The following is a 13,989-nucleotide window of genomic DNA, read 5'->3' as shown; positions in this document are numbered from 1 at the left end:
CTTACGCTGGCTCTAATTGTTCTTCGCACCCAGTAGAAATTCGATAACACTGGTCACGATAAGTATCCACACAATTAAATATCGTCCGATCGAGCTTTTCTTCATCAACTAATGATTTCAAAATGCTCATGCTCTCTTCGAGAGAAAGTCCCGCACGATAAGGTCTCGATTGAGTGAGAGCTTGGAATACATCCGTCACCGCGACCAAACGACTAGGGCCATCAAGCTGTTCTTTTGTCAGCCCTAGTGGGTAACCCGACCCATCAAGTCGCTCATGGTGATTCGCCGCCCAATCAATGATGCTTGATTGATGGAACATATTTTCCAATGCATGCCGAGAATCTGTAGCATGTCGCTTGATACAGCGATACTCATCTTCCGTCAGTGCATCTGCCTTATGCAGAATCTTGCTTGGTGTCTTTAGCTTGCCGATATCGTGAATCAAACCTGCGAGATACAACATTCGGCAAGATCTAGAGTCGTATCCCAGCTTCTGCGCTAAAAATTCAGCCAGTCTGGCTACATGGTAAGAGTGCTGGTAAGTAAATGAGCTTTTCGCATCCACTATCTGAGCAAACAGTTCAGCGACTGAGATTGAGTCCTCGAGACCTGTACTCGCCATTTTGCTGCCTGTCTCAACAAACTTATCTGACAAACTCTCTATATGGCGAGATTCCATCGAAAACCAAAAATCATCACACTGTAAAAGTTCACCCATTGCTTGAACTTGCTGAGGCTCAAACATAGCACCCGCATTGTCCACAAGCTCTGAAGCAATCTGCCGTTTGGTCTGTGAAGTGACGTTACCATAACCATCAACGGGTTGAGAGCGATGTAAATAATCCACTCGGTCAGCAAGAAATACCAAGGAAGCAAGTGACTTATCACTTGGGCTAATATAGGGAATTGAGGCGAGCTGCTCCCACGGCGTATGGTGATAGAGAACGGGAACGGCAAATTTCTTAAGCGGGCCACATTTCAACAGCAGCTCATAGCCTTTCATACAATGGCGCTCGGTATTCTTTGGCACAAAAGCACTCAACAAAATGTTAAGCTCTTTGCTTTCAGAAACACCACAGTCATGAATTAGGCCTAGTGAAAACGCCATGCGCGACTTTTCTTCATCCCAACCAAGTTTTACCGCACATTGATAAGCAATATAAGCGACACGATGACCATGATAGGTTTCATCGTGGCCCACTGCGTCTAGAGCATAAGCGATTTCAAACAGCACGCGGTGCATGTCGACACTGACATCATCCTTATGAAAGTTCATAATTATTATAATTTATAGAAATGATTTTTGACGCAACAAGGATATCGATGAGAAACAACATAAACCACAAGTAACTTATGGTTATTTACAAATTTGTGACTTAAGGAGTGTACTGCCATTTTTTCGTGCTAGAAATAAAATAGTTATACAACAATATGTTATAGCCATCACTTTTGTGTTTTGATAGGTTAGACGTTTGAAACTGCATGAGGTAACACCATGTTCACAAATCGAATTGATGACGAGCTCTCTATCGCTCTGGTCCAAGAATCTTTCGCGGCTGATTATGCGGATATCGTCTATGACCAGATAAATTACCTTTCTCAGTGGTTAGCCTGGCCAAAAATATGCAATCGTGAACAAGACTTCCGTCTGTTTCTCCAACGAGTTCTGCATGAATACGCTGAGGGAAAATCGATGACCTGTGCCATTGTTTATAAAGGAAATATTGTTGGAAACTGCAGTTTCAACACAATTAACCACGACACAAAATGCGCCGAAGTAGGCTATTGGCTTTCTCAAGACCATCAAGGCAAAGGCATCATTACCCGCGTGGTTCAACACCTGATTAATATCGCGTTTAATGACTTTGACATGAAGAAAGTACAGCTGTCTGCAGCGGTCGACAATCTGCCAAGCCGCCGTGTCGCTGAACGCGTTGGGATGACATTAGAGGGTATTCTCACTCACCAAGAAAAGATCGAAGACCGTATCTTGGATCATGCAATATACGGTATAAAACGAGCGCAATAAGTCGTGTTGATACGCCGCACAGTTTTGCTCGCAATCTCATAGTTTTAGATACCCTTTATGCTAGGATTGCGACGATAAAACACATGGAACACCTACGATGCCTTCTATCGCGAAATTACTGCTTATTGTCTTAACCGTAGCCGTGGGCTTTTTTGCTGGCGACCTACTGAAGCTGCTTCAAGGTCAAACACCTGTCTCTCTAGATGATTATTGTTTGGTCTCAACCGAACCTTGTACCCAACAATCCGTCACAGTAAAAGCCAATAAATCCACCAGCCAACCCCTCGTTCCAACGCTTGTCCAAGTTGACTGGCCTGATGCTCGTAGCGACAAGCTTGTCGTTTCGATGCAAGGTTACGAGATGGATATGGGTAATGTCCTGTTTACACTTGAGCGAACTGCAACTGGCCAATTTTCAGGACAAATCATCCTACCGGTTTGTACCACAGACGCCATGACTTGGTACGGTACAATCAGTGATGGCGACACCTCTATTAACACATCAATTAGGATGGAACGATGAGCAAGAATTGGGTTTTGATTTTACTTTCGGCTTTTGCGCTCGGGTTGGGTGTAAAAAGTTATCTCGATCTCCAGCCTTCTAGCACGACAGCGAGTAACAATGAATCTGTCACTCTGTTTGGTAAAGACAACCAACCGGTGTCAATTTTTGATGCCAATGATCAACGTACTCGCGTAGTCTATTTTGGTTTCACACGTTGCCCAGACGTATGCCCAACATCACTCGCAATGCTGGCTGGCGCGCTCAATCAAGTTGATGAACAAACAAAGCAGCACTTTCGCCCAATATTCGTTTCCCTCGATCCAGAACGTGATGCTGCAGCCGACTCTTTCCAATACGCTCAATACTTTCACCCAATGATTGAAGGGCTTTCTGCACCGCTTGACGTCACAACCCCGCTAGCACACAAATACGGCGTGATTTTCCGTAAGACCGAATTAGAAAACTCAGAGTTGAAATACACGCTTGATCACAGCTCGTATTTCTACTTCTTAAAACCAGATGGCACATTGATTACGAAAGTGCCACATACTTTAACACCAGCACCGCTGGTTGAAGCCTTTAAAACCATTACTTCCAAAGAGTAGATTATGAAAATAAAAGCCCTCCTTTTAGCCGCGTTAACACTCAGCCCACTTGCTCATGCAAAAATGGATATCATGGCTCACCATGCTTACGCTCGTGCAACGCCACCAAATGCGGCTACCAGTGCGGTATTTACCGAACTAATGAATCGCAGTGAACAACCTCGTTATATCGTCTCTGCTTCGACGGATGCGGCAGGAAAAGTTGAGTTACACGACGTACTAAAAGAAGGCGATGTGATGAAGATGCGCCAAATCGACCGCATTGAGATTCCAGCTAAAGGAAGCGTTGAGCTCAAGCCAGGTAGCCTTCACATCATGCTGTTTGATCTGAAAAAGCCATTGGTTGAAGGTGAAGAAATTGACGTTCAAGTGACGTTTGCCAACGGACAAAAGCAGACGTTCACTGCACCTATCAAAAAAGTCATGAGTGGTATGAAACACCACCACTAAGATCAATCCGTTAAATCATTACTTAAGGAGCCTATATGGCTCCTTTTTTACACCCCTTCCAAAAGAACCAAAAACAAACACCTCAGCAACATAAAATCAACAACAAGCGCTATTTGGCAATCTTTAATGCTAATTTTCAAAAAATTCTAGACAGATAGTTTCAAGCCGATAGTATTACCCGGCTCAGTGATCAATAACTGAAATGACTACAAATCTATAAAATTATTCATTGTAGGGATAACTATGCAACACAACTCACTCATCTCACGCTTTGCTCGTGGTAATCTGGTTTTACAAATCCTTGCCGGTATCCTTTTGGGTGTTGGTTTGGCGATTGTTTCTCCAAAACACGCTCAAGATGTGGGTTTACTCGGAAGCCTATTTGTTGGCGCGCTTAAAGCTGTCGCTCCTATTCTTGTTTTTATCTTGGTTGCTGCTTCTATCGCAAACCAAAAGAAAAACCAACACACTTACATGCGTCCTATTGTCGTTCTTTACCTTTTCGGCACTCTAGCAGCTGCGTTAACTGCTGTTGCGCTAAGCTTCATGTTCCCGACGACATTGACTCTTGTTTCTGGTGCAGAAGGTGCAACGCCACCTCAAGGTATCGGTGAAGTTCTTAACACACTGCTGTTCAAACTTGTTGATAACCCAGTCAACGCACTGATGAGTGCCAACTACATCGGTATTCTTGCGTGGGCGATTGGTTTAGGCCTAGCTCTGCACCATGCATCAGACACGACGAAAGCGGTATTTGAAGATCTTAGCCACGGCGTATCTCAAATCGTACGCTTCATCATCCGTTTAGCGCCATTCGGTATCTTTGGTTTGGTATCGGCAACGCTTGCAACAACAGGCTTTGAAGCACTAGCAAGTTATGCTCAACTTCTTATGGTCCTACTCGGTTCGATGGCAATCATCGCGCTTGTTGTAAACCCAATTATTGTATTGGTCAAAACGGGTCAGAATCCATACCCACTTGTTTTCCAATGTCTACGCGAAAGTGGCGTGACGGCATTCTTCACCCGTTCAAGTGCGGCAAACATTCCTGTGAACATGGCGCTGTGTGAAAAGCTGAAGCTCGATGAAGATACCTATTCAGTTTCTATCCCACTGGGTGCGACTATCAACATGGCAGGTGCAGCAATCACCATCACAACGCTAACTCTAGCGGCTGTTCACACAATGGGCATTGAAGTAGATCTGCTAACAGCGGTACTGCTAAGTGTTGTTGCTGCGGTATCAGCGTGTGGTGCATCTGGCGTTGCTGGCGGTTCATTGCTACTTATTCCACTCGCGTGTGGTCTGTTTGGTATTCCAAACGAAATTGCTATGCAGGTTGTTGCGGTTGGTTTCATTATCGGTGTGGTACAAGACTCTGCAGAAACAGCACTAAACAGCTCTACAGACGTGGTATTTACTGCTGCGGTATGTAAAGCGAAGCAAAAAGAGCAGGCGTAATCTCGTCTACTCTGTTTCAAATCAAAAGGGTCTAGTGTTTTACTAGACCCTTTTTGTTTTCAGTGACTCTCTATTTGTTCATCGTGTAGCAGCACTCAAGATCGTAATCTTCACCACCTTTGCCGGTGTACGCCTTAGCTTCTGTACACGCTTTTGGCTTCCCCTTCTCGTCACCTCTTACCAAGCTAATCCAGTGGCGCATCGCTGAAATTTCAGAGCTTTCTGATGGGAACATCGTGCACGTTTCTAGCTGAATATCATCAATCTCAATCAGCTCCACACACCCCGTCCCTTTTTGACCACCGAATGTCAGCTCTACATGGCTGCCCGTGCCATCACGGAACAAGATTGACGTTGGTGTCTCTTTTTCACCGCTGTATGCGACAAAGTGTTTGTTACTCTTTAAACCGCTGTGACTGCCATCTTTAAAGTAAGCAACAAGGTGGCGGTAATCAACCATATACGCGGTTACTTCTTGGTGAGAGCCATTCTCTAATGGGAACATACGGTCCAGAAGTTGTTTCGCTTTGGTTTGTTTTTCTGAAGATTGCTTCGAGTTCGTTTTCTCTACCGCGAAGACTGCTTCAGCGATAAATGGTTGTTCTTGTTTTTGGATGTCTGTTTTATCGATAGTAAGCATATTCATAGTAATTCCCTCGCGGACGGTTATTTCAAATTAATGGCACAGCTTTATGTCCTAGAGCAAAGATTTCAAACTTGCGTTTAATTGTTTTAAGTTTTGTGACCTTGCTTACTTTCTATACTAGTGAATTTTTGACTACAATTTCACAACAAAAATTTTACAATGTGAATTTTACAAAATGCCAGTGTCAAAAAGCTTGATTAGACAGTCCCATTTTTTGGGCACAAAGATAAGAAACTTGCGTAAACGCAACCACTTAACAATGGAAGATCTCTCTGCGCGCTGCATTCGAGTCAACCCAGAGTATGCACCTTCTGTCTCTTACCTTTCGATGATCGAACGGGGAAAACGAGTTCCGAGCATCGATATGCTGGAAGTGATCGCCGAAGTCTTTCAAAAAGACCCCGCTTGGTTTCTTGATGATGAACCCGAGCAAGCTGACATCACTCCTGATAAAGGCAATCGCGGTGGCATCAGTGGTATGGCGTTAGAGCCAAGCTTTCTTTTCTCTAACGACATTCTGCAAATTGCCATTCCCGAAATGCTTTCTCAAACCGGTATCACGGGTCGTCAATTTGCCCATTTATTGATTCGAGCACACCAGGAAAGCAATCAAAACCACTTTCCAGACTTAGAGAGAGCCGCCGAAGAAGTTGGCCTTAAACGACTCAACCTTTCTGCCGAAGATTTGATGGACATTGCCCGAAGCTTGGGCCTTACTATTCGCTGGATTTCAAGACCACCGAAAGATGTTGTCGATGAGCTTGGTGTTAGCGCGAAGCAGGTCGTCACTTCTTTCTTCGAACCGCCAGGCAGTATCTATCTCAATGAGATTTTGAAACAATACCCTACACGACTGAAATACGATTTGGCGGTGTATATCGGCCACTGCGTATTGCATAGCAAAGAAGGGCTGAAAAGTGTTCTATCGGTTGGTCATGCCAACAGCTGGGAGGAACATAACCAAGCATCTCCCACTTCTGAGCTTAACTCTCAAGATATTCTTCAAGCATGGCGCGACTTTGAGTCAAGCTTCTTCGCCGGTGCTCTGCTTTGTCCTAAAGTGCCTTTCCGTCAGCTTCTTGACCGAAATGGCTACGAAATTGATGTTCACCAAAAAGCAGGCGTCTCACCTTCCGTAGCAATGCGTCGAATGACGGTGGTATCACCTTACCCTCATTGGCACTATTTCGATGCTTACGGCCAAAACAAACTCAAAGCCGTATATCGTGGCAATGGGATCCCGCTGCCTTGGGGAAATATGCGAAAGGTCAACGATCCTTGTCAGCATTGGGCGGTTTTCCGCAGGCTATCAGAACCTCAGCAAGGAAGCTCTGCTCAGATCTCGATATTGAACGTAGGTGATGAGCCTCGAATTTATTGCTGTGAGTCCGTCAACATGACAGATCCTGCTGGCAATAATCGCGTGCTATGTGCGGGTATTGACCTCAACCCTGCGATTGATGCACAAGGGGGAAATTCACGTGATATTGCAGAAGAACTCAAATCTTTGTGTGTAGGAAGTGGTGGTAGTGCAGCCATACCTCGTCATATCCAAAAAGAGTTCACTACTATCGCAAAAATACTCAATATAAATTGGATTGAACGCGGTATTCAGACTGATGCTAGGGTTATTTGTTCGAGAGGTGCGGTATGCCCAAGGAAACCAAGTTGCTATAACGGCTGTGAAGAAGAGCCAAGCCCGATTGTTCTTAGCTAGCGAGATTCATAGAGCCAAAAAGAAAAAAAGCCAATCACAATGATCGTGATTGGCTATATATAAGTGTGAACAAGTAAGGTTCACTAACAACGTCAGTTGGCTAGGTGACCCTCGGCTTAATAAGGGTCAATTTACATAAAGCAGATTGCGTGCCAACTTTGAATTACTTGGAAAAATAGCAAAACATCGCCTTTTTTAGCCTATTTGTACGTCATTTTATAAAAACGAGATGCATAATTTATTTTCATTTTGCAAACTAAATCAGAATGCGAATTTCATGTTTTGCAAATTGCAAATACCATTTAGATACTCTCACCTAAATCAACCCGATAGCCGAGGTCAATGGTCGGCTGCCAGTCTGAACTTCCCTTCAACCGTTCGATGAGTTGTGTGGCTGCTACATGGCCGATCTCTTCACGCGGAGTCACTACGGTCGCCAACCTTGGGATCATCGTTTGACTGATGTCATGACCGTGAAACCCTGCTATTGCCATCTCTTCGGGTACTTTAATTCCTCGCCTTTGGCACTCATACACCGCACCAATCGCTAGATCATCGTTGGTACACACGATCCCGTCCACTTGTGGGTACGTTTCCACTAGCTGAGCCAATAGCTTGGCTCCGAGTGTAAATGACGATGCTTCTTCCGTTTGTAACGTCACGACTTCGTTACCCGCTTCTGACATAGCCTGCTGGTAGCCTTCCATCTTAAGGCGTGTACGCTCATCCATCCGTGCTGCAAAATAGGCAATGTTATTGCGCCCTTTGGCAATGATCGCTTCGGTCATTGCTTTGGACGCTTTTGCATTATCAAAGCCAACCGCTTGCTCTATTTTGCCTGAGAAAGTATCCATGATTTCGATAACAGGGATGGAAGCGGTCTGCAGCATTTTACGCGCTTTTTCGGTGTGAACATTCTCCGACAAAATAATCGCATCGACATTATACGAGAGCAGTGATGCGATGCTTTTTTCTTCCAGCTCAACACTATAACCATAGTGGGCAATCATGGTTTGATAGCCAGCCGGCGTTGTCACCGACTCTATCCCACGAATTACCTCAGCAAAAACTTGGTTGGTTAGCGAGGGAACCAAAACGCCAATGGCATTAGACTTGGCATTTGAGAGTATGTCTGGCGCTCTATTCGGAATGTAACCAAGTTCTTCGACGGCTTGGTTAATTTTGTCTTTCAGTGATTCAGAGACTTGAGAAGGGTCACGTAAGCATCGGCTTACGGTCATTTTCGTTACACCAACTCGGTCTGCGATGTCTTGTAATGTGGGTCTTTTTTTCTTATTGGCCATGACTGAGTCTATCAATTTAATACTGTGATGTTACTGGTAACATCATACCTAGGATTGAATTATTTTTTATTGTTATAGATAACAAAAAAGCGCTCACATCACTGTGAACGCTCTTTTTCTATACGCTGAGTTGAGTTCTTTGCTCAGCACTCCACGTTAAGTGGTATTTGTTCGCTTCATCGTCATCAATACGAGCGTAACTGTGAGCTCCAAAATAGTCTCGTTGGGCTTGGAGTAAATTAGCAGGCAAGACGTCACAGCGCAGAGAATCAAAATAGCTCAATGCAGAGCTGATCGCTGGCATAGGCACTCCTGTTAGCGCTGAATTGGCTACCGCAGCACGCCAACCGAATGAACGGCTATGAACCTCATCGACAAAGTGGGGCGCAAACAGCAAGTTATCAAGCTCAGGAGCCGACCGATAAGCCCCGCTGATGTCTTGCAGGAAAATCGCGCGAATAATACAACCGGCACGCCAGATCTTAGCAATATGAGCAAAGTCCAGATCCCACTCTTCTTTCGCCGACATGGTTTTCATCAAGTCAAAACCTTGCGCATAGACAGACAGCTTTGAGCAATACAAGGCTTCGTGTAACTCAGCGATAGTTTCTTCTTTGTTCAGGCCACTGCTTGGCTTCACATGAGTTTTAAGTAGCGAAGCACCCATCATTCGAGTTTGCTTCTGACTACTCTGCGCTCGTGCAAAGACCGCCTGAGCGATCGTTGGCGCTGGCGCACCTTCTTGTAAACTGTTCACTGCAGTCCAAAGCCCTGTGCCTTTTTGACCAGCTTTATCTAAGACGATTTCAACAAATGGCTTGGAGGTAATCGGATCTGGCGTTTGCAAAATCTCAGCACTGATCTCCATCAAGTAGCTATTTAACACCCCTTGATTCCACTCTGCAAACACCCGCCCTATCTCTTGCGCCGGCATCTCCAGCACTTCAGACATAAAGTGGTAGACCTCGCAAATAAGCTGCATGTCTGCATACTCAATACCATTATGTACCATTTTGACGTAATGACCCGCACCCGCAGGGCCTAGATAAGCGGCGCAAGGTTCACCTTGGTCAAATTGACCAACCGGTAAGCCTTTGTCGTCTACCTTCGCGGCGATCGCTTCCCACATAGGTTGCACGTAGTTCCAGGCTTCTCTGTCGCCACTGGCCATTAAGGCCGGGCCTGTGCGAGCGCCCACTTCACCACCAGAAACGGCCGTTGAAAAAAAGCGCAGTTTACCTTGGTATTTTTGCTCGCGAGCTTCGGTATCGGTCCACAAGCTGTTTCCGGTATCAATCACAATGTCATTTTGCTCAAGGCCAGCTTCAAGCAAATCATCAATCACAGATTCAACAATTGATCCGGCAGGAACAGAAAGCGCAATGACACGCGGTTTGACCAATGACGCTAACAAATGGCTTAAGTCACTCGCATTAAGAAAACTGCCTTTGCCAGATTGCTTAGCAAGTTCTTCAGCCTCTGTCTGTGTTCGCTCACGATGATCGTGACTAATGTCAAACCCAGTAACGTTGAAGCCTTGGTCAAGCAAGTTTAGAGCAAGGCTTTTACCCATCACTCCTAGGCCGATCATCGCAATATTAGACGTGCTCATTATGCTTTACCCTCTATGTGCTTAATCGCGCTTAACGCATCGTTAATCACCGTTTGGACATCTTGTGAAATATCAATGTGTAGCGCTTCTGTTTGGGTCGGCTCCACTAAGGTGTCAAATTGACTTTGCAGCATGGCTTCACCGTTGAAGTAGTGATTTTCACGCGCTTTATGACGATTCCAAATGGTGTCGAAATCCCCTTTCAGATAAACAATCACAAGCTCTTCGTTGTTACGGCGCAGAATATCTCGGTACGCTGGCTTCAATGCCGAGCAAGCGATCACCGCGTTTTCATTCTCGGTGTAGACTGTGTTTAATGTCTCTAACCAGCCGATACGATCGTCATCCGTTAGCGGAATACCTTTCGCCATTTTCTCTACATTAGACTGAGGGTGGTAATCATCGCCATCGTGGAATGGAAGATTTAGAGCGTTCGCTATCTCACTACCAATCAGGCTTTTTCCGCAACCTGATACGCCCATTACTAAGATTTTTTTCGCTTTCATTGGACAATACTATCCTTAGCCTCCAACTCTCACTGGAGGCTGTCACTATAATTCTTTTGGTATTTGGTGTTATTTGCTGTGGTGGACTATTTCCACCACATCGCTAGCTCAGGGAAAGCAATCACAAGACCAAGCACCAGAACTTGCAGTCCGATAAATGGCAGCAGTGAAGTAAAGATTTCACCTAGCGTAATGTCTTTTGGTGCCACCGACTTTAAGTAGAAAGCCGCAGGACCGAATGGTGGTGATAGGAACGACACCTGCATGTTGAGACAGAACACAACACCAAACCAAACTGGGTCATAACCAAGGCTAATAATGATCGGTACGAAGATTGGCATCGTAAGCAGTGCGACACCAACCCAGTCTAGGAACATACCCAATACCAGCAGAATCGCCATCATGATGAGCAGCGTTGCTAATGGGCTACCGCCACTGAGACCAAGAATCACTTCTTCTACAAAGTCGATACCGCCCATCAGGTTGTAGATTCCCACCAATGCGCTTGCACCAATACCAATCCACATGATCATGCCACAGGTACGCATGGTCGCGATGGCACTCTCTTTCAGCATGTTGAAGTTAAGTTCGCCACGAATCGCCGCAGAGATCATGATGCCGACAACACCCAGTGCCGACGCTTCTGTTACTGAAGCCACACCTGTGTAGATACTGCCCAGAACCGTTGCTACAGACAGCAGTGGGAAAAATAGCGCTTTGAAGTAGCTTGGTTGATTAGCCATATCTTCCGCCATCTCTTCATCACTTGGCAGTGGCGCTAAAGATGGGTTCAACTTACAACGAATCAGAACGTAACCGATGTAACAACCCGCAAGAATGAACGCTGGCAGGAATGACGCTTTAAACAAATCGCCGATTGAAACGCTTGCCGTCATGCCATAGATGATAAGTACAATTGACGGAGGCAGCATGGTACCAAGCGCACCACCTGCACACGTTGTACCGATAGCAAGCTTACGGTCATAACCAAGGCGAAGCATTTGCGGCAGAGCCAGAATACCCAGAAGAACGGTTTCGCCGCCAATCACACCAGACATAGATGCCAACAGTACCGCAACAAGTAGAGTTTGAACCGCTACACCGCCTCGGACTCTTCGGCCAACCGACTTCATGGCGTCAAACAGATCTCTCGCAATGCCTGAACGGTCAAGTAACGCAGCCATCAACACAAACATTGGGACGGCTAGGAACACGTAACCAGATGCAAAGCTGTAGGTACGGCTCGCAATCAAAGGAAGTGCGTCTGGGCCAAACCAAAACAGCGTGAAGAAGATAGCGACAAAGCCTGTTACAAACGCCAGCTGCATACCCGTAAGTAGCAGGCCGATCATCATAACTAGCATGAGGATACTGCCCCATGCGATACCAATAGAAGATAAATCAAACATCGTCTTTCTTCCCTAAACCTGCAATCTCTTGGATGAGGTGCAATACAAACTGAACAACAAGAACACAAAGACAAACAAAGATGATGCCTTTCAGCAGAGCTGGGTATGGTGCATTCAGCACGGAACCCGATGTTTCAAGGCGCAGTTCGCCCCACGGAGTAAACCAAGACTCTTGAACCATTGAATAAGAGGCATAAGCCAGCATTCCTGAAAATGCGAGACCCACAATATGGTGGACAAGGTTGAGATACTTTCGAGCTTGAGAAGAAACTGAATCGTAGATAAGAACAACTCGAACGTGCTTATTCGCTGCAAACGCGTAAATACCACCAACGATAAACAGTGACCCACCTAAGAATGAGGCGGTTTCATGTACCCAAGTCGTTGGCGCATCAAACACATAGCGCATAACAACTTCGTAGAAAGAAATAAGGACTGTAAAGATGAACAACCCGCTCAATAGATTACTGATTTTAATAATTGCTCTATCAAGGATGTTTCTAGGTTGCTCTTCCTGCTCAGGAGGAGTATGTGGAGTTTGGTCAGTCATAGTTGGGCAATCCTGAAAAAAACAGGAGGGCAATTGCCCTCCACAGAGAAGCTAAACAAGCGCGAGTAGCTTAAAGAAGACCATTGGTCTCAAGGAATGTTGTTACAGAGTCATATACTTTCTGAGCGTTAGGAGAACGCTCTGCAAACACCTTCCACTGACCTTTTGCGATTTCACGGAACTTCTTACGTTCTTCTTGAGACCAGTCATGAATCGTGATTTCTGGGTTTGCTTGCGCTTCTTTCACTGCCGCTTGATCAGCCATTTTTAGCTGAGTCGTCATGTCGTAAGAGAAGTCACGAACTGACGTTTGTAGAATGGTTTGGAGATCCGCTGGCATTTTGTCCCACTTCTTCTGTGAGATAGAAATATCGATCAGAGGTAGAGAGTGGAAACCCGGCTGAACTGGGTGTGTTGCGATATCATTCATGCCTGCTTTTTGGTTAGTTGAGAATACAGTGTAGTCTGCTGCATCGATAACACCTTTGCTTAGGCCGGTAAAGACTTCTGAACCTGGCAGGTTAACGGGCGTAGCACCTGCTGCTGCAAATACTTGCTGAACCAGACCTTCCGGCGCGCGCAGTTTAAGACCTTTTAGATCATCCACACCATCAATTGGCTTTTTAGAAATGAATGACTCAACACCGGTCGTTGATGCGCCAACAAACTTCACACCGTATGGCGCGTAAAGCTCTGTCATTAGCTCGTTACCACCGCCGTAGTTCATGTACTGCAGCAGTTGAGTCGTGTCTGACCAAGCACCAACCATGTTACCGATAAGACCAAACGCAGGATCTTTACCTGAGAAGTAACCTGTTGCAGTCACTTGGCCATCAAGGATTCCCATTTTGATCGCACCCAGAGTTTCAGTGTGTTTAACCACCGCGCCTACTGGTAGAAGATCGATATCAATACGACCGTTGGACATTGTCTCTACACGCTCAGCCCAGTTTTGCTGAACCTTAAAGTTAAGATCACCTGATGGATCAGATGACTGAATTTTAAGTGTGAAGTCAGCAGCCATTGCCGACATCGAGAATAGGCCAGTCATTGAGGCAGCAAGTAGAGTTTTTGTCAGTGCTTTCATAGTAGGGAGTTCCTTTATTCGTTTCAGTTGTCCAATCTAGCCGGAATGACTTGTTGGTTACCTACCGGCTGTAGTTTTTATGTTACCGGTAACGTTGATACAAATGTT

Annotated in this window: 14 protein-coding genes; 6 read left to right on the top strand and 8 right to left on the bottom strand. The window is 45.5% G+C overall.

The window, feature by feature from the left end:
• Position 1: 1 nt before the first annotated feature.
• Positions 2 to 1,276: an HD-GYP domain-containing protein gene (locus tag EJ063_RS05000; protein WP_126572894.1), complete on the bottom strand. Its 1,275-nt coding sequence runs from the start codon at positions 1,274 to 1,276 to the stop codon at positions 2 to 4.
• Between the two features lie 219 nt (positions 1,277 to 1,495).
• On the opposite strand from EJ063_RS05000, the gene EJ063_RS04995 reads away from it, so the two are divergent.
• The 5 genes from EJ063_RS04995 (at position 1,496) to sstT (ending at position 5,050) form a co-directional block, all read left to right on the top strand.
• Complete coding sequence (locus EJ063_RS04995; protein WP_126572893.1) at positions 1,496 to 2,029, top strand: GNAT family N-acetyltransferase; 534 nt, start codon at positions 1,496 to 1,498, stop codon at positions 2,027 to 2,029.
• A gap of 97 nt (positions 2,030 to 2,126) precedes the next feature.
• Positions 2,127 to 2,552: a hypothetical protein gene (locus EJ063_RS04990; protein WP_126572892.1), complete on the top strand. Its 426-nt coding sequence runs from the start codon at positions 2,127 to 2,129 to the stop codon at positions 2,550 to 2,552.
• Positions 2,549 to 3,139, top strand: a complete 591-nt coding sequence (locus tag EJ063_RS04985; protein WP_126572891.1) for an SCO family protein — start codon at positions 2,549 to 2,551, stop codon at positions 3,137 to 3,139. Before EJ063_RS04990 ends, EJ063_RS04985 begins: the two co-directional genes overlap by 4 nt.
• A 3-nt stretch (positions 3,140 to 3,142) precedes the next feature.
• A complete protein-coding gene (locus EJ063_RS04980) occupies positions 3,143 to 3,589 on the top strand; it encodes a copper chaperone PCu(A)C (RefSeq protein ID WP_126572890.1) in 447 nt (148 codons plus the stop codon).
• A gap of 243 nt (positions 3,590 to 3,832) precedes the next feature.
• Positions 3,833 to 5,050, top strand: a complete 1,218-nt coding sequence (gene sstT, locus EJ063_RS04975) for a serine/threonine transporter SstT (RefSeq protein WP_126572889.1) — start codon at positions 3,833 to 3,835, stop codon at positions 5,048 to 5,050.
• A gap of 70 nt (positions 5,051 to 5,120) precedes the next feature.
• On the opposite strand, the gene EJ063_RS04970 is transcribed toward sstT, so the two are convergent.
• A complete protein-coding gene (locus tag EJ063_RS04970) occupies positions 5,121 to 5,696 on the bottom strand; it encodes an aldolase/citrate lyase/malate synthase family protein (protein WP_126572888.1) in 576 nt (191 codons plus the stop codon).
• A gap of 175 nt (positions 5,697 to 5,871) precedes the next feature.
• Here EJ063_RS04970 and EJ063_RS04965 point away from each other — a divergent pair, with 175 nt between their 5' ends.
• Complete coding sequence (locus EJ063_RS04965) at positions 5,872 to 7,413, top strand: DUF3612 domain-containing protein (RefSeq protein WP_126572887.1); 1,542 nt, start codon at positions 5,872 to 5,874, stop codon at positions 7,411 to 7,413.
• 302 nt (positions 7,414 to 7,715) lie between these two features.
• Here EJ063_RS04965 and gntR read toward each other — a convergent pair whose 3' ends face one another.
• The 6 genes from gntR to EJ063_RS04935 form a co-directional block, all read right to left on the bottom strand.
• Complete coding sequence (gntR, locus tag EJ063_RS04960; protein ID WP_126572886.1) at positions 7,716 to 8,717, bottom strand: gluconate operon transcriptional repressor GntR; 1,002 nt, start codon at positions 8,715 to 8,717, stop codon at positions 7,716 to 7,718.
• Between the two features lie 118 nt (positions 8,718 to 8,835).
• Positions 8,836 to 10,329 carry an NADP-dependent phosphogluconate dehydrogenase gene (gene gnd, locus EJ063_RS04955; protein WP_126572885.1) on the bottom strand — a complete coding sequence of 498 codons (1,494 nt, stop codon included), beginning with the start codon at positions 10,327 to 10,329 and terminating at the stop codon, positions 8,836 to 8,838.
• Complete coding sequence (locus tag EJ063_RS04950; protein WP_126572884.1) at positions 10,329 to 10,835, bottom strand: gluconokinase; 507 nt, start codon at positions 10,833 to 10,835, stop codon at positions 10,329 to 10,331. Before EJ063_RS04950 ends, gnd begins: the two co-directional genes overlap by 1 nt.
• An 86-nt stretch (positions 10,836 to 10,921) precedes the next feature.
• On the bottom strand, positions 10,922 to 12,244 hold the full coding sequence (locus EJ063_RS04945; RefSeq protein WP_126572883.1) for a TRAP transporter large permease: 1,323 nt from the start codon (positions 12,242 to 12,244) through the stop codon (positions 10,922 to 10,924).
• Entirely contained in the window at positions 12,237 to 12,794 is a 558-nt protein-coding gene (locus EJ063_RS04940; protein ID WP_126572882.1) for a TRAP transporter small permease subunit, read from the bottom strand. Before EJ063_RS04940 ends, EJ063_RS04945 begins: the two co-directional genes overlap by 8 nt.
• Before the next feature lie 70 nt (positions 12,795 to 12,864).
• A complete protein-coding gene (locus EJ063_RS04935) occupies positions 12,865 to 13,881 on the bottom strand; it encodes a TRAP transporter substrate-binding protein (protein ID WP_126572881.1) in 1,017 nt (338 codons plus the stop codon).
• Between the last annotated feature and the right edge of the window lie 108 nt (positions 13,882 to 13,989).

The sequence above is a fragment of the Vibrio aquaticus genome (assembly GCF_003970385.1).
GTDB classification, from domain to species: Bacteria; Pseudomonadota; Gammaproteobacteria; order Enterobacterales; family Vibrionaceae; genus Vibrio; species Vibrio aquaticus.
Note: the sequence above shows the minus strand (reverse complement) of the source record. Positions and strands in the feature narration are given on the sequence as shown.

Excerpts from the sequence above, each read along its gene's own strand:
- EJ063_RS05000 (WP_126572894.1), bottom strand. The coding sequence starts at position 1,276 with ATGAACTTTCATAAGGATGATGTCAGTGTCGACATGCACCGCGTGCTG.
- EJ063_RS04995 (WP_126572893.1), top strand. The coding sequence starts at position 1,496 with ATGTTCACAAATCGAATTGATGACGAGCTCTCTATCGCTCTGGTCCAA.
- EJ063_RS04990 (WP_126572892.1), top strand. The coding sequence starts at position 2,127 with ATGCCTTCTATCGCGAAATTACTGCTTATTGTCTTAACCGTAGCCGTG.
- EJ063_RS04985 (WP_126572891.1), top strand. The coding sequence starts at position 2,549 with ATGAGCAAGAATTGGGTTTTGATTTTACTTTCGGCTTTTGCGCTCGGG.
- EJ063_RS04980 (WP_126572890.1), top strand. The coding sequence starts at position 3,143 with ATGAAAATAAAAGCCCTCCTTTTAGCCGCGTTAACACTCAGCCCACTT.
- sstT (WP_126572889.1), top strand. The coding sequence starts at position 3,833 with ATGCAACACAACTCACTCATCTCACGCTTTGCTCGTGGTAATCTGGTT.
- EJ063_RS04970 (WP_126572888.1), bottom strand. The coding sequence starts at position 5,696 with ATGAATATGCTTACTATCGATAAAACAGACATCCAAAAACAAGAACAA.
- EJ063_RS04965 (WP_126572887.1), top strand. The coding sequence starts at position 5,872 with ATGCCAGTGTCAAAAAGCTTGATTAGACAGTCCCATTTTTTGGGCACA.
- gntR (WP_126572886.1), bottom strand. The coding sequence starts at position 8,717 with ATGGCCAATAAGAAAAAAAGACCCACATTACAAGACATCGCAGACCGA.
- gnd (WP_126572885.1), bottom strand. The coding sequence starts at position 10,329 with ATGAGCACGTCTAATATTGCGATGATCGGCCTAGGAGTGATGGGTAAA.
- EJ063_RS04950 (WP_126572884.1), bottom strand. The coding sequence starts at position 10,835 with ATGAAAGCGAAAAAAATCTTAGTAATGGGCGTATCAGGTTGCGGAAAA.
- EJ063_RS04945 (WP_126572883.1), bottom strand. The coding sequence starts at position 12,244 with ATGTTTGATTTATCTTCTATTGGTATCGCATGGGGCAGTATCCTCATG.
- EJ063_RS04940 (WP_126572882.1), bottom strand. The coding sequence starts at position 12,794 with ATGACTGACCAAACTCCACATACTCCTCCTGAGCAGGAAGAGCAACCT.
- EJ063_RS04935 (WP_126572881.1), bottom strand. The coding sequence starts at position 13,881 with ATGAAAGCACTGACAAAAACTCTACTTGCTGCCTCAATGACTGGCCTA.